At 63.3% G+C, this 17,132-nt stretch carries 13 protein-coding genes; 3 read left to right on the top strand and 10 right to left on the bottom strand.

Going from position 1 to position 17,132, the window contains the following annotated elements; translation table 11 throughout:
- Positions 1 to 24: 24 nt before the first annotated feature.
- Both acs and LOKO_RS03210 read right to left on the bottom strand, forming a co-directional pair.
- Positions 25 to 1,974 (bottom strand): acetate--CoA ligase, encoded by a 1,950-nt coding sequence (gene acs, locus LOKO_RS03215; protein ID WP_066444950.1) that lies wholly within the window; start codon positions 1,972 to 1,974, stop codon positions 25 to 27.
- 171 nt (positions 1,975 to 2,145) lie between these two features.
- On the bottom strand, positions 2,146 to 2,736 hold the full coding sequence (locus LOKO_RS03210) for a SprT family zinc-dependent metalloprotease (RefSeq protein ID WP_066444946.1): 591 nt from the start codon (positions 2,734 to 2,736) through the stop codon (positions 2,146 to 2,148).
- A 197-nt stretch (positions 2,737 to 2,933) separates the two neighbouring features.
- On the opposite strand from LOKO_RS03210, the gene LOKO_RS03205 reads away from it, so the two are divergent.
- On the top strand, positions 2,934 to 3,590 hold the full coding sequence (locus LOKO_RS03205; protein WP_066444944.1) for a YecA/YgfB family protein: 657 nt from the start codon (positions 2,934 to 2,936) through the stop codon (positions 3,588 to 3,590).
- Positions 3,591 to 3,659: 69 nt separating this feature from the next.
- Here the strand turns inward: LOKO_RS03205 and LOKO_RS03200 are convergent, their stop codons facing one another.
- Complete coding sequence (locus tag LOKO_RS03200; RefSeq protein WP_066444942.1) at positions 3,660 to 4,781, bottom strand: phospholipase D-like domain-containing protein; 1,122 nt, start codon at positions 4,779 to 4,781, stop codon at positions 3,660 to 3,662.
- A gap of 124 nt (positions 4,782 to 4,905) precedes the next feature.
- Between LOKO_RS03200 and plsB the strand changes: the two genes are divergently transcribed.
- Positions 4,906 to 7,344, top strand: a complete 2,439-nt coding sequence (plsB, locus tag LOKO_RS03195) for a glycerol-3-phosphate 1-O-acyltransferase PlsB (RefSeq protein WP_066444939.1) — start codon at positions 4,906 to 4,908, stop codon at positions 7,342 to 7,344.
- A gap of 27 nt (positions 7,345 to 7,371) precedes the next feature.
- Here the strand turns inward: plsB and LOKO_RS03190 are convergent, their stop codons facing one another.
- The 6 genes from LOKO_RS03190 to ampD form a co-directional block, all read right to left on the bottom strand.
- Positions 7,372 to 8,076 (bottom strand): class I SAM-dependent methyltransferase, encoded by a 705-nt coding sequence (locus LOKO_RS03190; RefSeq protein WP_066452196.1) that lies wholly within the window; start codon positions 8,074 to 8,076, stop codon positions 7,372 to 7,374.
- A gap of 65 nt (positions 8,077 to 8,141) precedes the next feature.
- Positions 8,142 to 8,846, bottom strand: a complete 705-nt coding sequence (tsaB, locus tag LOKO_RS03185) for a tRNA (adenosine(37)-N6)-threonylcarbamoyltransferase complex dimerization subunit type 1 TsaB (protein WP_066444937.1) — start codon at positions 8,844 to 8,846, stop codon at positions 8,142 to 8,144.
- Positions 8,847 to 8,954: 108 nt separating this feature from the next.
- Positions 8,955 to 9,611: an adenylate kinase gene (gene adk / locus LOKO_RS03180; protein ID WP_066444935.1), complete on the bottom strand. Its 657-nt coding sequence runs from the start codon at positions 9,609 to 9,611 to the stop codon at positions 8,955 to 8,957.
- A 247-nt stretch (positions 9,612 to 9,858) separates the two neighbouring features.
- On the bottom strand, positions 9,859 to 11,889 hold the full coding sequence (gene aceF, locus LOKO_RS03175) for a pyruvate dehydrogenase complex dihydrolipoyllysine-residue acetyltransferase (RefSeq protein ID WP_066444933.1): 2,031 nt from the start codon (positions 11,887 to 11,889) through the stop codon (positions 9,859 to 9,861).
- Between the two features lie 63 nt (positions 11,890 to 11,952).
- Positions 11,953 to 14,625 (bottom strand): pyruvate dehydrogenase (acetyl-transferring), homodimeric type, encoded by a 2,673-nt coding sequence (aceE, locus tag LOKO_RS03170; RefSeq protein ID WP_066444929.1) that lies wholly within the window; start codon positions 14,623 to 14,625, stop codon positions 11,953 to 11,955.
- A gap of 343 nt (positions 14,626 to 14,968) precedes the next feature.
- On the bottom strand, positions 14,969 to 15,520 hold the full coding sequence (gene ampD, locus LOKO_RS03165; RefSeq protein ID WP_066452195.1) for a 1,6-anhydro-N-acetylmuramyl-L-alanine amidase AmpD: 552 nt from the start codon (positions 15,518 to 15,520) through the stop codon (positions 14,969 to 14,971).
- A 91-nt stretch (positions 15,521 to 15,611) separates the two neighbouring features.
- On the opposite strand from ampD, the gene nadC reads away from it, so the two are divergent.
- On the top strand, positions 15,612 to 16,466 hold the full coding sequence (nadC, locus tag LOKO_RS03160) for a carboxylating nicotinate-nucleotide diphosphorylase (RefSeq protein WP_066444926.1): 855 nt from the start codon (positions 15,612 to 15,614) through the stop codon (positions 16,464 to 16,466).
- Between the two features lie 76 nt (positions 16,467 to 16,542).
- On the opposite strand, the gene LOKO_RS03155 is transcribed toward nadC, so the two are convergent.
- Positions 16,543 to 17,070, bottom strand: a complete 528-nt coding sequence (locus LOKO_RS03155; protein ID WP_066452194.1) for a GNAT family N-acetyltransferase — start codon at positions 17,068 to 17,070, stop codon at positions 16,543 to 16,545.
- Positions 17,071 to 17,132 lie beyond the last annotated feature (62 nt).

Here is a 17,132-nt window from a genome sequence, read left to right as displayed (position 1 = left end):
GCAGTATTCCGTACCGCAACTTCATTACTTGATCGCGCGATTCTCGATCAGATCGTCGACCACGCTCGGATCGGCCAGGGTGCTGGTATCGCCCAGGCCGTCGGTTTCGTTGGCAGCGATCTTGCGCAGTATGCGGCGCATGATCTTGCCCGAGCGGGTCTTGGGCAGACCCGGCGCCCACTGGATGACGTCCGGGGAAGCGATCGGGCCGATATCCTTGCGTACCCACTGGGTCAGCTCTTTCTTGAGCTCGTCGCTGGGCTCGACGCCATCGGTCAGGGTCACGTAGATATAGATGCCCTGGCCCTTGATGTCATGGGGGAAGCCAACCACCGCGGCCTCGGCCACGGCCTCGTGAGCCACCAGCGAGGATTCAATCTCGGCGGTGCCCATGCGATGGCCGGACACATTGAGCACGTCATCGACCCGCCCGGTGATCCAGTAGTAGCCGTCCTCGTCACGACGACAGCCGTCACCGGTGAAGTACATCCCCTTGTAGGTGGAGAAGTAGGTCTGGACGAAGCGATCGTGGTCGCCCCAGATCGAGCGGGCCTGGCCCGGCCAGGAGTCGAGAATGACAAGGTTGCCGTCGGCGACGCCCTTGAGTTCGTTGCCTTCGCTGTCGACCAGTGCCGGCATCACGCCAAAGAACGGCAGCGTGGCCGAACCCGGCTTCAGGTCCATGGCGCCGGGCAGCGGCGAAATCAGGATGCCGCCGGTCTCGGTCTGCCACCAGGTATCGACGATGGGGCACTTGGAGTTGCCGATCACCCGGTAGAACCACTCCCACGCCTCGGGGTTGATGGGCTCCCCTACCGAGCCAAGCAGGCGCAGGCTGTCGCGCTTGCTGGAGTCCATGACCGCATCGCCATGTGCCATCAGGGCACGGATGGCGGTTGGCGCTGTGTAGAGAATCGCCACATTGTGCTTGTCGACGATCTCGCCCATACGGCCGTGGCTCGGGTAGCTCGGCACACCCTCGAACATCAGTGTGGTGGCCCCGTTGGCCAGCGGCCCGTAAACGATGTAGCTGTGCCCGGTGACCCAGCCCACGTCGGCGGTACACCAGTAGACCTCACCATCCTGATAATCAAAGATGTACTGGTGGGTCAGGCTGGCATAGACCAGATAGCCGCCAGTCGTGTGCTTGAGGCCCTTGGGGGCTCCGGTAGAGCCGGAGGTGTAGAGAATGAACAGCGGGTCCTCGGCGTTCATCTCTTCGGCGGGGCACTCGGTAGCCTGTTTGTCGACCAGATCGTGATACCAGACGTCACGGCTATCGTTCCAGTCGATCTCGCCGCCGGTGCGCTTGACCACCAGCACGTTCTTGCATACCTCGGTGCCCTTGCGTGTCAGGGCAGCATCGACATTATCCTTCAACGGCACCTGCTTGCCACCACGCACCGACTCATCGGCGGTAATCACGAGCTTCGAGTCGGCACCGTTGATGCGCTGGGCCAGGGCGTCGGGGGAGAAGCCACCGAACACCACCGAATGTACCGCACCGATACGAGCGCAGGCCAGCATGGCCACGGCCGCCTCGGGAATCATCGGCATGTAGAGGGTCACCACATCGCCCTTGCCAATGCCGAGTTCCTTCAGCGCGTTAGCAAGCTGGCAGGTCTTGGCATGCAGCTCGCGGTAAGTGACATGCTTGGCGTCCTTGGGATCATCGCCTTCCCAGATGATGGCGGTCTGGTCGCCACGCGTTTCCAGGTGGCGGTCGAGGCAACTGACGCTAGCGTTCAGGGTGCCATCCTCGAACCAGCGGATATCGACGTTATGCGAATCGAAAGTGGTATTCTTGATCTTCGTCGGCGCCTTGATCCAGTCGACACGCTTGGCCTGTTCCGCCCAGAACCCCTCAGGGTCGTCAACGGACTGCTGGTACATGGACTGATACTTTTCCTTATCTACCCAGGCGTTGGCGGCAAAGTCGTCGCTTACCGGATGGACTTTCTGCTGTTCGGTCATTGAATAGCCTCTTCCAGGAGATGCACCACTCTCTGTGGATACCGCCGGCAGCATTATTGTTGGTTGCGCCGGCACCATGATGTCCCTCCAGCATATACCTCCTGTAACGACCTTCCCCTTAGACCTTGGTATCAAGATTTTTCTTTTTTATTTCAAATAGTTGGATATGCTTTAAGGCTCTACAAACGGCTGATAGACCAAGGTCTGAGCACAGTGACGACAGCGGTAGCCCCTGCCTCGGCGCGCCAGGGAGTGACGTCGTGCGGTAAAGGCGTGCTCACGGCAGCGGCAGACGTAGCGGTAGGGTGCAGGACTCGCCCGTCCCGTATCGAAGGCATGGGTCACCCGGGGCTCGAGGCCGAAAAGCTGTTCCATAACCGTGCGCCACTCGCGGCCATGGGGGCGCGCCCGGTGGCCATCGCTGAGATGGTGAACCAACCAGTGGGCCATCTCGTGGGGCACCACCTCGACCAGATAAGCGTGGCGATTTTCTCGATAGAGCACCGGGTTGAAGCGCAGACCACCGCGCCCATAGTGCGCCTGGCCCGCGCATTTGCCACGCAGGTCGCACCAGACCCGTGGCCGCGGCAAATCGGGATGGACTTCGACACAAAGGCTCCAGGCGGCGTCGACCCGGTCGAGCAGAGCCTGCTGCAGCGCCGAGTCGTCGAGCTGATTCAACCAGGTCGCCCCCGGGTCGGGAAGTGCCGGCCGGTTCGAAGCGGCAATGGGACGCTTGAGAACAGTAGCGGGAAGGTTCATGGCGAAGCGAAGGGTCTCCTGGTGCAGGCGGGGCCTGGAGCAGATTCCTGGTTCGGCCGGTAGCGCATGAGAAGGACCGGATGAGACCAGGGTGCTAGAATGGAGGCCCTGGAGGGCGACGTCCAGCCCAGGCCGGCACAAGGCCCTTTTCCGATTCCGACACACCCTTATCCGACCCGCCGCCAGCGAGAGGCCCCATGTCCGACACGCCCCAGCCCCAGCCATTGCTCGAGGATGAAGCGCTCGAAAGGCTCGACGAGTACCTGGAGTCCGACCACGTCGACCCCGATGCCCTGGACCTCATCTCGGCCCACGGCTTCCTGGTAGCCCTGGCTGTCGCCCCGAGCGAAATCGAGAGCGCCACCTGGATCGCCGAACTCTTCCAGGGCGAGCCCGCCTTCGCCGACGATGCCGAGCGCAGCGAGATCCTCGGCCTGCTGGAGCGCCTGCGGCATAACGCCATCGACACCCTCGAGCAGGGCGGGCTCCCGGAGCTTCCCTTCGATACCGCCCTGGACGGCCTGGCGCCGGAGGAAACACCCATCGGCGACTGGTGCGCCGGATTCATGGAAGGGGTTTTCCTGGATGAGGCGTCCTGGTTCGAGCACGACGAAGAGACCGTGGCCACCCTACTGCTGCCCTTCATGGCGCTTTCAGGCCTGTTCGAAGACGAACCCGACATGGCGGAGCTCGCCACCGACACGGCACGGCTTCAGTCGCTCGTCGACCAGCTGCCGGAACTGGTGCTGGATCTCTACCTGCATTACCGGGTACCGCCGGAGACACCCAAGCCTATGCCGCGCAAGAAGAAGCCCGCCGCCCGCCGCCCCGGCAAACACGGCGGCAAACGGTAGTCTTGCCTGTGTTACCAATGGGCACGGTAGCGCAACAGAACGAATTACCCGGAAGCGCTGGCGCTGGAGCTAACGCAGCCGCGTCAGCCAGCCGTCCACCCGGCCGAACACCCACTCCTTGAACTTCTGCCAGCGGGGGCGTCGCGCCCACCCCTTCCGGGTGATCTCCTGGCTGGCCGAGAAGTTGCGCTCAAACAGGGCAGCAACCTCACCGGCAAAGCGGGCATCGTCCACTTCCTGGTTGGCCTCCAGATTCCAGTGCAGGCTCCAGTGATCGAAGTTGCACGAGCCGATGCTCGACCAGTTGTCCACCAGGGTGAACTTGGCGTGAATGAAACTGGGTTCAAATTCAAAGATCCGCACCCCGGCCTTGAGCATTCGACGATAGAAGCGCTGGCCGGCATAGCGAACCCCGGGGTGGTCGTGATCCTTCCCCGGCAGCAGAAGCCGTACATCGACCCCGCGCCGCGCCGCCCGTACCAGTCGCAAACGCAGGCTGAAGGTAGGCACGAAATAGGGTGTGCAGAGCCAGATACGCCGCTGTGCCGCGGAGACCCGGGCATAGAGGGAGTGTCGAATCGCCTGATAGCGATAGCCCTGACCCCAGACAACCCGGCCGCGCATGCCCCGATAGTCCTCACGCTGCGTCAACCGGAGGCCCACTTCACGCACCAGGGAGGGCGCCCCTTCGCCGCGTGTCATGGGCGAGTCCCAGAGCCGGGAGAAGAGCCGTACCCAGTCGGCCACCACCGGGCCCTCGATACGCACCGCCACCTCGTACCAGGCACTCAGAAACTCATCGACGGCGCCGAAGCCGCCGGTAAAAGCCACCCGGCCGTCCACTATCACCACCTTGCGATGATCCCGGGTCAGGTTGCGCGCCAGGGAATGAAAGCCCAGCGGATTGAACAGCCGCAATGCTATGCCGGCGACCTCGATACGCTGCCGATCCTCCCCGAGCAAGCCCCTGGCACCGTAGCCATCCAGCATCAGGGCAACCTTCACCCCCCGCTCGGATGCCCGAATCAGGGCATTGAGCAGCGCCGTTGTCAGCCGTCCCGACTCCATCAGATAGAGTTCGATCAGTATCGAATGGCGCGCCTCCTCGATGGCATCGAACATCGCCGGCAAGAAGCGCGATGACTCCGCCAGCAGCTGGAACCGATTGCCATCCCGCCACACGCCATGCATGGCATGTCTCCCGTATTCAGTTGCGTGGCTGAATTGACGCACGTTTGCACGCCGAGGGAAAGCACCTGACCCGATGGACGGGGCAAGGCTATACTGGCGCCTCGCCCCCAGCAGAGGCAACCGGATGGCCCTTGCTCTTCCCCTTCTCGCTCCCCTTCGCAGTCTGCTCAGACGCCTGGTCAATGCCTGTGTGGAGACCCGGCTGATCGAGCCTGCACCCGATGCCCTGGCGCTCGACCCGGGACTGCCGACCCTCTATGTGCTGCCCCATCCGGCGCTCTCCGACACGCTGCTGCTGGAGGCCCTGTGTCAGCGCCACGGGCTGCCGCCGGCCAAAGGAAAGCGCAGAATCCATGGCGTCGAACTGCCTGCGTGCCTGCCCCTGCCAGCCCGGCGCCGACGCCTCTGGCGGCGCGGGACGGCCAAGCCAGCGCCCTTCATCACGGCCCTGGAGCAGCTAGCGGCGGATCCCGATGCCGATCTGCAGCTGGTGCCGGTCAGCGTGTTCTGGGGCCGGGCTCCGGGCAAGCGTTTCGGTTTCTGGCGCATGCTCGCCGCCGATAGCTGGCGACTGACAGGACGAATGCGTCGCGCCCTGTCGGTACTGGTCAATGGTCGCAACGTAGAGGTCCACTTCGGGGCTCCGCTGCGCCTTCGCGACCTGCTCGATTCACGCGGCCCGGCACTGGCCAACCGCAAGACCGCCCGGCTGCTGCGCGTTCATTTCCGGCGCATGCGTACCCGCGTGCTGGGTCCGGACCTCTCCCATCGTCGCACCCTGATCGAAGGAGTGGCCAGAAGCCCCGAGGTCCGCCGTGTCATCGAGGAGCTCGCCAGGAGCGAGAAGCGCTCGCCACAGCGCCTCGAGCAACGCGCCCTGCGCTACGGTCGCGAGATCGCCTCCAGCATGACCTACCCGGTGCTGCGTTTCATGGACGGGCTGCTACGACGCCTCTGGAATCGACTCTATGACGGCGTCAACGTGCAGGGGCTGTCGCGCGTCAAGGAGCTGGCCGGCGACCATACTCTGGTCTATGTCCCCTGCCACCGCAGCCATATCGATTATCTGTTGCTCTCCTATGTACTCTATCGAGACGGGTTGATGCCACCCCATGTCGCTGCCGGGCGCAATCTCGATATCCCGCTGATCGGCCCCCTGCTGCGACGCGGGGGCGCCTTCTTCATGCGCCGCAGCTTTCGCGACAAACCGCTCTATGCTGCCGTCTTCAATGAGTACCTCCATCGCCTTCTGGCAAGGGGCCATCCGCTGGAATACTTCATCGAGGGAGGCCGCTCGCGCAGCGGCCGCATGCTGACGCCGCGGCCAGGCATGCTGGCGATGACCCTGCGCTCCTTTCACCGCAGCGCCGCCGCCACCAGCCCGCCGAAACTCGCCTTCATACCGGTCTATATCGGCTATGAGAGAATCATCGAAAACGCCAGCTATCAGCGAGAGCTGCGCGGTGGCAAGAAACGCAAGGAGAGTCCGCTGGCACTGCTGCGTGTCCTCGGTCAGCTGCGCCAGCCTTTCGGCCAGGTCACGGTCAGCGTCGGTGACCCGCTGCTGCTCGGCGACTACCTCAACCGCCTGGATCCCGATTGGCGCAACGCACCGATCGACCCGAAGCCCGCCTGGCTCGGCGAGGCGGTACCGCGGCTGGGCATTGAACTGGCCACACGCATCAACGCCGCCGCCGCCCTCAATCCGGTCAACCTCGTTGCCCTGGTGCTGCTGGCAACGCCTCATGATGCCCTTGAGGAGAGCCTCATGACACGTCAGTTGGCTCTGCTTGTTCGCCTGCAGCAGTATTGCCCGGGAGGTCTGGATGTCAGGCTGCCGGAGGGCGCGCCGAGCGACTGGATAGAGCAGGTCATCGCGCTGGGCATGATCGAGCGTCGCGCCCACCCGCTGGGCGATATTCTGGTGGCCAAGCCGGATCAGGCCAGCCTGCTGGTGTGGTACCGCAACAACGTGCTGCATCTCTTCGCCCTGGCCGGGCTCACCGCCTTTGCCTTCCGACATGCCCCGCAGCACGACCTGGACAGCCTGCTCCACCTGCTCGAGCCCGCCTGGCCGATACTCGCCCGGGAACTCTTTCTCGAGGAGGCAAGCCTGGCCAGCATGCTGCCGACCATGCTCGATGCCTTCGGCCAGGCGGGGCTTCTGTCAAAGGAGGCAGGTGCCTGGCTGCGCGTCGAGGAACTCGAGGCCGGCGAACAGCTCAACCTGCTGGGGCGGTTGATGCAGCCTCCCCTCGAGCGCGGCTACCTGCTGCTGGCCACTCTGCTCAACCAGCCGCCGGGGAGCCAGGGCCGGGACGACCTCACCGAGTGCAGCCGGCAGATGGCCGAACGCCTGGCACTTCTCTCCGGCCGGGATGCGCCGGAGTTCTTCGACCGCAATATCTTCGCCGGGTTGATCCGCAGCCTCGAGGCCAAAGGCTGGATATGGGAAGCCAATGACAGGCTGTGGTACGACGAGCAGCTATGCGAGGCTGCCCAGCGTTCACAGGTGCTGTTCGATACTGAGCTTCGTCACCGGCTCCAACTGGTCACTCGGTGATAGGCCGACGGGAGCCAGCGCCATGAGTCAGGCCAGTGAACGATGTACGTAAAGGTCGTAGCGGCTGGTCTTGCCTTCGATGACATGGCGGGGGGCGGGGCCGGCAATGGGCGGGGCCTTGCGCGGACGCTTCACCACCACCCGATGCGTCGCCACGTCCAGAGCCGCCTCGAGCAGGCGCGGCGCATCGTCGTCATCGCCGGCCAGCAGCCGAAACAGCCGCATCTCCTTCTTCACCAGGGCCGACTTCTCGCGGTGGGGAAACATGGGATCGAGATGGACCACCTGCGGTGCCACGCCGCTGTCGGCAACCAGAGCGGCCAGATGGCGGGTGGCATCGCCATGGGCCAGCGCCAAGCGCTGGACGATGTCTGCCGTCTCGGCATCGTTGCGAGCGCGAATCAGGGCATCCTCCAGCAGCGCATGAATGACAGCTACGCGCTCGATCATCAGCACCCGGGCGCCGAGACTCGCCAGCACGAAGGCATCCCGCCCCAGCCCTGCGGTGGCATCCACCACGCTAGGGGTGACGCCACCGCCCAGGCCACAGGCCCGGGCGATCAGCTGTCCGCGCCCACCGCCGAAGCGCCTGCGGTGCGCCGCACGGCCGGACACGAAATCAACCACCAGGGGTTTGCCGTAGCGCTTTTGATCGCCGCAGAGAGCCAAGGCACCGTCCACATGCCGCAATATCAGCTCGGCACCACCCGCCGCGTCTAGCGTAAGCCCCATGCGCTGGGCCAACGGTGCCAGCACGTCCCCCTCGACCGCGACCCTGCATTCGGTGTCCATACCACTCACTGACTCTTCTTCCAGGCAACCTGGTCGCGCAAATAGACCGGCTGAACATCATGGGCGGCATGACGTTCACCGGCGGCATAGGCACGTGCCGCCAACAGGACCATCTCCTCGGCGGCCGGCTCCAGCGTGGCGTCGCCCTGGCGGACCGTTGTGCGAATCTCGTCCGGCATCGTCTCTCGTAGCGTCCAGCCGGAGCCCACGCCGACCCAGTCGCACGATGCGTGGGCTGCCGGCAGCTGCAGGCGCTCCGGAGGCATGACAGCCTCCTGCGACAGGGCCTCGGTCACCCCCTCGTGACAGAACCAGGACGCCACGTAGATTTCACCCATGCGCGCGTCCAGCGCGGTGATGACGTGGGATAGGGCGTGGCGGCGATGGGCAGCAAGAGCCAGGGCTTCCAGGGTTGAAACGCCGAGCAGGGGACGATCCAGCCCGTAGGCCAGCCCCTGGGCGAGGCCCGCCGCGATACGCAACCCAGTGAAGGAGCCCGGACCATGGCCATAGGCCACGGCGTCCAGCTCGGCAGGCGCGAGGCCGGCCTCGGCCAGCACCTTGTCGACCATCGGCAGCAGGCGGCGAGTATGCTCACGGGGCGTGAGCGCAAAACGCGAGACCAATATGTCATCGCCACCCTCGCGCTGCAGCAGCACGGCGGCGGAACAGGCACTCGAGGAGGCATCAAGGGCCAGCAGAATCGGCATAGGTGGGCATCGTGACGAGAAGTGGGTGGCCATTATACGCCGCTGGCGGTAAAACGACGATGGCCCGCACAGGCGGGCCATCCAAGGAGCGGTTTTCGTGAAGCCGAATCAGTCGTCCAGTGCCTGGCGCACCTGAGCCGTAATATCATCGACACTACCCACGCCATCGACCCGATGATAGACGGGAGCCGCCTGGGGCTCCTTCTCGGCCCACTGCTTGTAGTAGTCGACCAGAGGAGCGGTCTGGTCATGATAGACAGACAGGCGGTGACGCACCGTCGACTCGCTGTCATCCTCGCGCTGAATCAGGGGCTCACCGGTGACATCGTCCTTGCCCGCTTCACGGGGGGGATTGTATTCGATGTGATAGACCCGGCCGGATCCCGGATGCACGCGCCGACCCGCCAGGCGCTTGACGATTTCCTCATCGGCCACGGCGATCTCCAGCACATGGTCGATCTTCACACCGGCTTCCTTCATGGCATCGGCCTGGGGAATGGTGCGGGGAAAGCCGTCGAAGAGGAAGCCATTCTCGCAGTCGGGCTGGGCAATACGCTCCTTGACCAGTGCGATGATGAGGTCATCGGAAACCAGTCCACCACTGGACATGATCTCCTTTGCCTTCAGCCCCAGTTCACTGCCTTCCTTGACGGCGGCGCGCAGCATATCGCCAGTGGAAATCTGCGGAATATTATAGCGTTCGCAGATGAACTGGGCCTGTGTGCCCTTGCCGGCACCCGGGGCGCCCAACAGGATCAAACGCATCTGGCTGCTCCTTGAGAGAGTGATAAATTCTGTGGTGAAGAAGGGTTGGAAAAGAACGATAACCGTGTGGCCCCGGCCAGACAACCTCGAATACGCTGGCGGGGACAGTCATGCAGGGTAAAGAGTCAGCCTTTTCAGCCAATTAACTCACAACTTGCACTTTGGTCTTCCCTATGGCTGGCCTGGCCTGACGAAAACACCGGCGACGCCCAGGAGGCGCCGCCGGTGTGCGGAGTCGAACCAATGCTTACAGCAACAGTCGACGGATGTCGGTCAACACATCGGCCAGGAAGGCCGTGAATCGCGCCGCATCGGCACCGTTAATGGCCCGGTGGTCGTAGGAGAGCGACAGCGGCATCATCAACCGCGGCTCGAAGTCACTACCGTTCCAGACCGGCTTCATCTGCGCCTTGGAGACGCCGAGAATGGCCACTTCCGGTGCATTGACGATAGGCGTGAAGGCCGTGCCGCCAATGGAGCCAAGGCTCGAGATCGTAAAGCAACCGCCGGTCATCTCTTCGCGCTTGAGCTTCTTGGTCTGTGCCTTCTTGCCAAGCTCGGCCATGGTAGTGGCAATTTCGATCAGTGACTTCTTGTCGGCATCGCGTACCACCGGCACCATCAACCCATCCGGTGTGTCTACCGCGATCCCGATGTGAACATACTTCTTCCACACCAGGGTCTCACCGTCTCCCTTCAGGCTGACGTTGAACTGCGGGAACTTGGTAAGCGCAAAGGCGCAGGCCTTGACAAGGAAGGGCAGTGGCGTGAGCTTGGCGCCCTGTGCCTCGGCCTCGGCCTTCATCGCCTTGCGGAACGCTTCCAGCTCGGTAATGTCCGCCTCATCGAACTGAGTCACATGGGGCACGTTGAGCCAGCTGCGATGCAGGTTGGTGGCGCCCATCTTGAGCAGGCGCCCCATGGGCTTCTCTTCCACTTCGCCGAACTGACTGAAGTCGACCTCGGGAATCGGCGGAATACCGGCACCACCCGTGGCTGCCGGAGACGGCGCCGCTGGCTGAGACTTACCGCTCATGACTTGCTTGACGTAGGCGTGAACGTCCTCCTTCAGCACCCGCTCCTTCGGGCCGCTGGGCTTGACCAAACCCAGGTCCACCCCCAGCTCCCGGGCCAGCATGCGCACCGCCGGACCGGCATGCACCAGCTTGCCGTCCCGCGGCTTGTGCGCTGCCATCTGCGCTTCAGGGCTCGGCGTCCCGCCCGACGTCGGAGCAGGCTTGTCCGCCTTTGCCGAAGATGCCGACGCCTTCTGCTCGGCCGGCTTCTTGCTCTGCTCCTTGCTGGCGGTCGGCTTGGCACCGGCCACTTCGATATAGCCGATCAAGTCACCTTCGGAGACGGTGTCGCCCTCCTTGACGGTGAGCTCCACCAGCTTGCCCTTGTAGGGGCTCGGTACATCCATGCTGGCCTTGTCCGACTCCAGGGTGATCAACGGGTCTTCCTCGTTGACCTCGTCCCCTTCGCTGGCGGCCATCTCGATGATCGGCACGTCGCTGGCGCCAGACAGATCCGGCACACGAATCTCTTTGCGCTCGGGCTCACCGCTGCTGGCGTTCTCCTCCTCGGCCGGGGCCTCAGGGGACTTTTCGTCGCCAGCACCCTCGCTGGACGACGCTTCCGGCTCGCCGCCTTCGTCAGCGCCCTCGCCGGCAATTTCCATGGTCCCGACCACATCGCCCTCGGAAACCGTATCGCCCTCTTTCACCGTCAGCGTGACCAGCTTGCCGGTATGGGGACTCGGCACATCCATGGAGGCCTTGTCCGACTCCAGGGTAAAGAGGGTATCTTCAGCCGCGATGTCGTCGCCTTCGGCCACCGCCACCTCGATGATCTCTACATCACTGGAGCCACCCAGGTCGGGTACCGTGATCTCGACGGTGCGCTTGCCGCCACCGGAACTCTTCTTCGCCGCCGGCTTCTGCTCGGCTGCCTGGGAGTCCTGCTTGGTCGCCGACTCGTCACGCTTGGGCTCAGGCTTGTCGGCCTCTTCCTCGCCGCCGGCATCGTCGCTGCCACCGCCTTCCACCTCGAGCTCAACGATGTCGTCGCCCTCGGAAACGGTATCGCCCTCCTTGACCAGCACCTTCAACACCTTACCGCCCTTGGGCGCGGGCACGTCCATGCTGGCCTTGTCGGACTCCAGAGTGATCAAGGTATCCTCGGCGTCGATGACGTCGCCTTCGGACACCGCGATTTCGATGATTTCGACATCTTCACTGCCGCCGATGTCGGGAACTTTTATGATTTCGCTACTCAAGGTCGCGCTCCTTCCAAATCGTGCCTGGAGCAGGCGGGCCCAGGGCCCGCCTGGCCACCGGAATCAGCTGGTCAGCGGATTAGGCTTGCTGGGATCAATGCCGTACTTCTTGATCGCCTCGGCGACGACCTTGCGGTCCAGCTCGCCGCGGTCGGCCAATGCCTTGAGTGCAGCGACGGTCACGAAGTAACGATCGACCTCGAAGAAATGGCGAAGCTTTTCGCGAGTGTCGGAGCGCCCATAGCCATCGGTCCCTAGTACATGGTAGTCGTTCGGGACCCAGGCACGAACCTGATCGGCGAACAGGCGCATGTAGTCGGTCGAGGCAATGACAGGCCCCTCGCGGCCCTCGAGGCAGCGCGTGACGTGCGGCTTTACCGGCTCGTCACCCGGATTCAGGAATGCCTCACGCTCCAGACCCAGTGCCTCGCGGCGGAGTTCATTGAAGCTGGTGACACTCCAGATTTCGGAGCCAACCCCCCACTCGTCGGCGAGCATCTGGGCGGCCACTTCGACCTCCCGCAGGATGGTGCCGCAACCAAGCAGCTGTACGTGCCCCTTGTCGCCCTTCACCTCGCGCAGGCGGTACATGCCCTTGATGATGTCCTCGGCCGGCAGCTCGTCGAGTTCGGGATGCTCGTAGTTCTCGTTCATCACTGTCAGGTAGTAGAAGCAGTTCTCCTTGTCGGCGAACATGCGCTTCAGGCCATCCTGGACGATCACCGCCACCTCATGGCCATAGGTCGGATCATAGCTACGGCAGTTGGGAATGGTGGACGCCTGAAGATGGCTATGGCCATCCTGGTGCTGCAGACCTTCGCCATTCAGGGTGGTCCGCCCCGCGGTACCACCGACCAGGAAGCCGCGGGCCTGAAGATCACCGGCAGCCCAGGCCAGGTCACCGATGCGCTGGAAGCCAAACATCGAGTAGTAGACGTAGAACGGCAACAGCGTCAGGTTGTTGTTGCTGTAGGAGGTTGCCGCGGCGATCCACGCCGACATGGCGCCCGCCTCGGTAATGCCCTCTTCGAGGATCTGCCCCTGCTTGTCCTCGCGGTAGAACATGATCTGGCCCTTGTCGACGGGCTCGTACTTCTGGCCTTCGGAGGTGTAGATACCGAGCTGGCGGAACATCCCCTCCATGCCGAAGGTGCGTGCCTCATCGGGTATGATCGGCACCACCTGCTTACCGAGTTTCTTGTGCTTCACCAGGCCATTGAGCACGCGCACGAACGACATGGTGGTAGAGACTTCCCGGCCCTTCGAGCCGCCGGTCTGGGAAGCGAATATCTTGTCGTCCAGCGAGGGAATCTCGAGCGCCTCGAAGTCACTGCGGCGCTGGGGCAGGTAGCCGCCCAGACGTTCACGCTGCAGGTGCATGTACTTGAGCTCGGGGGAGTCATCCTCCGGCTTGTAGTACGGCACCTCCTTGAGCTGCTCGTCGGTGAGAGGAATGCCGAAGCGGTCGCGGAATTTGCGCAGCGCCTCGTACTCCATGGTCTTGACCTGGTGCGCCTCGTTGGCCGCTTCGCCGTCGCCGCTGCCCATCCCGTAACCCTTGACCGTGTGCGCCAGAATCACGGTAGGCTTGCCGTTGGGGTTGTTGACCGCCTCGTTGTAGGCCGCATAGACCTTGAAGGGGTCATGACCGCCGCGGTTGAGCTTCCAGATGTCCTCATCGGACATGTGCTTGACCATCTCTTCGGTTTCCGGGTACTTGCCGAAGAAATGCTCGCGGGTATAGGCGCCACCGTTGGCCTTGTAGTTCTGGTACTCGCCGTCGACTGCCTCATCCATGCGCTGCTGCAGGATGCCCTTCTTGTCCTTCTCGAACAGCGGATCCCAGAGCCGGCCCCAGACCACCTTGAGCACGTTCCAACCGGCACCACGGAAGACGCCCTCGAGTTCGTCCATGATCCGGCCATTCCCACGCACCGGACCATCGAGACGCTGCAGGTTGCAGTTGATCACGAAGATCAGGTTGTCGAGCTTTTCACGGCCGGCAAGAGAAATAGCGCCAAGGGATTCCGGCTCGTCGCACTCGCCGTCTCCCATGAAGCACCAGATCTTGCGATCGTACATGTTCTTGAGTTCACGTGAATCCAGATACTTCATCACGTGAGCCTGGTAGATCGCCTGGATCGGCCCCAGGCCCATGGAAACCGTGGGGAACTGCCAGAAGTCCGGCATCAACCAGGGGTGCGGGTAGGAGGAGAGACCGTCGCCATCGACTTCCTGTCGATACTTGTCCATTTGCGCCTCGGTGAGACGCCCTTCCAGGTAGGCACGGGCATAGACGCCAGGGGCCACATGGCCCTGGATATAGACCAGATCGCCTTCGAAGTCGCCATTGGGCGCTCGGAAAAAATGGTTGAAGCCCACGTCGTACAGAGTCGCTGCCGACATGAAGCTGGCAATATGACCACCCAGCCCGGGATTCGCCCGATTGTTGCGTATGACCTGGGCAATGGCGTTGTAGCGAATCAGGGAGCGGATCCGACGCTCCATGAACAGATCGCCCGGCATGGGCGCTTCGCGATGCACCGGTATGGTGTTGCGATGCGGCGTCGTCACCGAGAAGGGAGCCTGCATTCCGTCACGGCGTAGCCGGTCAGCCAGGCGCGTCAGCAGGTACCGGGCGCGATCTTCGCCCTCACGATCCAGGACCGACTCCAGGGAATCTATCCATTCCGTGGTTTCGACCGGATCGAAATCTTCTCTTGCCTCAAGACTCATAGACGTCTCTCCGAGTGACAATGTGATGTCAGGAAACCCCAGCGGGTAGGTGGGGCATGTTCTTACTGACGATCAGGGAAATCGGGGCCGCCGGGCGGCTCTTGTAGTGAAATTACGGAACAACGTGGCGCTGGATACCACTAATGGCGTAGAACATACCGGAAAGTCGCCTCCCTGCCAATTAAAACAGAATGGAAAAAGTTTCCATAACAACCACATTGCATTGCAACACAAGCCCTTAGGCGCGCTTGAGCATAGACCGCCCAGCTGAAACAGCGCATGTAATAAAACTACCGTATGATTCGATCCATGTTCCTGTAGACACAGCATTTCCTCTTTCCAATCAGCCAAGGCAGTGGCGGAAGTAGGCCCAGTCGAAGGCAGGCCCCGGATCGGCCTTACGCAACGGGGCGATACGCGCGTGACTGGTAATGCGCCCTGGCGTGATATCAGGATAGTCGTCCATGAGCGCCTGCACAGCATGCGCGAGGGTTCGATACTGGGCCTCCCGATAGGCACTGACCTCATTACCTTCCAGCTCGATGCCGATGGAGAAGTCGTTGAGCGCACGTCGCGCACGCCCCCCCTCGATCCAGCAGGAGCGACCGGCATGCCAGGCACGACGATCGAAGGGCACGAACTGTACGCACTCGCCATCGCGGCGAATCAACAGGTGCGCCGATACCTTCAACTCGGCAATGGCCGCAAAGAAGGGGTGCGCGTCGGGATCGAGGCGGTTGGTGAACAGGCGCTCGATATGGTCACCGCCGTACTCGCCGGGAGGCAGGCTGATCGAATGCAGCCCCACCGCCGAAACTTCATGCTCGGGCCGCCTGTCCTGATTCGGTGACGGCACCTGTCGCGCTCCCTGTAACCAGCCGCTGTCGATTCTCATCTCGCTCCCCTGACGCCCTCGCTGTAGTTCCCTATAATGACGGTCTTGCAGCTCCTTGCCCATGCGCTCCATGAACCCGAAAAGGCCTGCCATGCATTATCAGGATGCCCTTATCGAAGAGATCCGCGCCAGCGCGGCTCACCTGCTCGCCGAGGATGTCGGCCCCGGCGACATCACCGCTCAGCTGATTCCCGATACCCAGTGGGCAAGCGCCCGGGTGATCACCCGCGAGCCGGCGGTACTCTGCGGCATGGCCTGGGTCGAGGAGCTCTTTCGCCGACTCGATGTCAGCGTCACCCTGCGCTGGAGCGCTGCCGATGGCGACCCGCTGGAAGCGGGCCAGTGCTTTCTCGAACTCGAAGGCCCCGCCCGCAGCCTGCTCACCGGAGAGCGGGCGGCGCTGAACCTGCTGCAGACATTGTCGGCTACCGCTACCCGCACACGCCACTACGCGATGCTGCTCGAAGGCACCGGCGTGCGCCTGCTCGACACCCGCAAGACCCTGCCCGGGCTGCGCCTGGCACAGAAGTATGCGGTCACCTGTGGCGGCGGGCACAACCACCGCATCGGACTCTATGACGCCTTCCTGATCAAGGAGAACCACATCGCTGCCTGCGGCGGAATCGAGGCGGCGGTGAAGGCCGCCCGCCGTATCGCCAGTGACCTGCCGGTGGAAGTGGAGGTGGAGAGCTTCGAGGAACTCGACCAGGCTCTGGCCGCCGGCGCCGACATCGTGATGCTCGACAACTTCTCCCTAGACGACATGCGCGAGGCGGTGAAGCGCAATGCCGGGCGTGCCACCCTGGAGGCGTCAGGCAATGTGGATGAGACCACCCTGCGCGCCATCGCCGACACCGGCGTCGACTGCATCTCCAGCGGTGCCCTGACCAAGGACATCAAGGCCATCGACCTGTCGATGCGCATCGTCGAGCTGGGCAACTCCTAGCGGAGCCAACCCATCCGCGACGCCTTGCCCCGGCTTAGACCGCAAGGCGTTGCGCGACACTCCCCGTACCATTCTCTCAGGTTTCCACCGCTACCAGCCGCTTCTCCAGTCGCCGACGCGGAAGCCGCTCCCCGCCACGCTCCAGCCACTCCTCACCACGGTCCTGCCAGCCGCGACGCAGCAGGCTGTCAGCCAGCATCAAGCTGGCATCGATGGTGACCCTCTCGCAGCCGTGCTCCAGCAGCAGTCGCTTGGCGTGGACCAGCAGGGTCGTGCCGATACCCCGCCGTGCCAGCGAGGGCCAGACATAGAGCGTCTCGATATGGGCTTCGGAAACGTTCAGTTCGAGAAAGCCCACGCAGCGACCGTCGCAGGCGGCAACCAGCGTCGTATAGAGCGCCTGACGCGCCCCCCATACGCTCGCCTCGCGCGGCAGCGAGTTCGCCCATGCCTCCCGCTGTTTAACGCTGTAGTGGGACGCCGCGCCCTGCATGACGGCATGGTGGAAGACTTCAGCCTGGTCGGCTCCGTCGCGGGCCATGGCCTGGCGATAGATGATCCGTGGAGACTGGGCAGGCGCCGATGGCGCTTCCGTGGTCGTCATCGTTTCCACCCCGTTGTTCCTGCTGTAAGTGACAAACCCGGCACGCAGGTTACACAAGCTCG

Source organism: Halomonas chromatireducens (assembly GCF_001545155.1).
In the GTDB taxonomy this organism is placed as follows: domain Bacteria; phylum Pseudomonadota; class Gammaproteobacteria; order Pseudomonadales; family Halomonadaceae; genus Halomonas; species Halomonas chromatireducens.
The sequence above is the reverse complement of the archived record's forward strand: the minus strand, read 5'-3'. Positions and strand labels throughout refer to the sequence as shown.

Excerpts from the sequence above, each read along its gene's own strand:
- LOKO_RS03205 (WP_066444944.1), top strand. The coding sequence starts at position 2,934 with ATGTCCGACACGCCCCAGCCCCAGCCATTGCTCGAGGATGAAGCGCTC.
- plsB (WP_066444939.1), top strand. The coding sequence starts at position 4,906 with ATGGCCCTTGCTCTTCCCCTTCTCGCTCCCCTTCGCAGTCTGCTCAGA.
- LOKO_RS03210 (WP_066444946.1), bottom strand. The coding sequence starts at position 2,736 with ATGAACCTTCCCGCTACTGTTCTCAAGCGTCCCATTGCCGCTTCGAAC.
- aceE (WP_066444929.1), bottom strand. The coding sequence starts at position 14,625 with ATGAGTCTTGAGGCAAGAGAAGATTTCGATCCGGTCGAAACCACGGAA.
- adk (WP_066444935.1), bottom strand. The coding sequence starts at position 9,611 with ATGCGTTTGATCCTGTTGGGCGCCCCGGGTGCCGGCAAGGGCACACAG.
- LOKO_RS03200 (WP_066444942.1), bottom strand. The coding sequence starts at position 4,781 with ATGCATGGCGTGTGGCGGGATGGCAATCGGTTCCAGCTGCTGGCGGAG.
- LOKO_RS03155 (WP_066452194.1), bottom strand. The coding sequence starts at position 17,070 with ATGACGACCACGGAAGCGCCATCGGCGCCTGCCCAGTCTCCACGGATC.
- acs (WP_066444950.1), bottom strand. The coding sequence starts at position 1,974 with ATGACCGAACAGCAGAAAGTCCATCCGGTAAGCGACGACTTTGCCGCC.
- LOKO_RS03190 (WP_066452196.1), bottom strand. The coding sequence starts at position 8,076 with ATGGGGCTTACGCTAGACGCGGCGGGTGGTGCCGAGCTGATATTGCGG.
- nadC (WP_066444926.1), top strand. The coding sequence starts at position 15,612 with ATGCATTATCAGGATGCCCTTATCGAAGAGATCCGCGCCAGCGCGGCT.
- tsaB (WP_066444937.1), bottom strand. The coding sequence starts at position 8,846 with ATGCCGATTCTGCTGGCCCTTGATGCCTCCTCGAGTGCCTGTTCCGCC.
- ampD (WP_066452195.1), bottom strand. The coding sequence starts at position 15,520 with ATGAGAATCGACAGCGGCTGGTTACAGGGAGCGCGACAGGTGCCGTCA.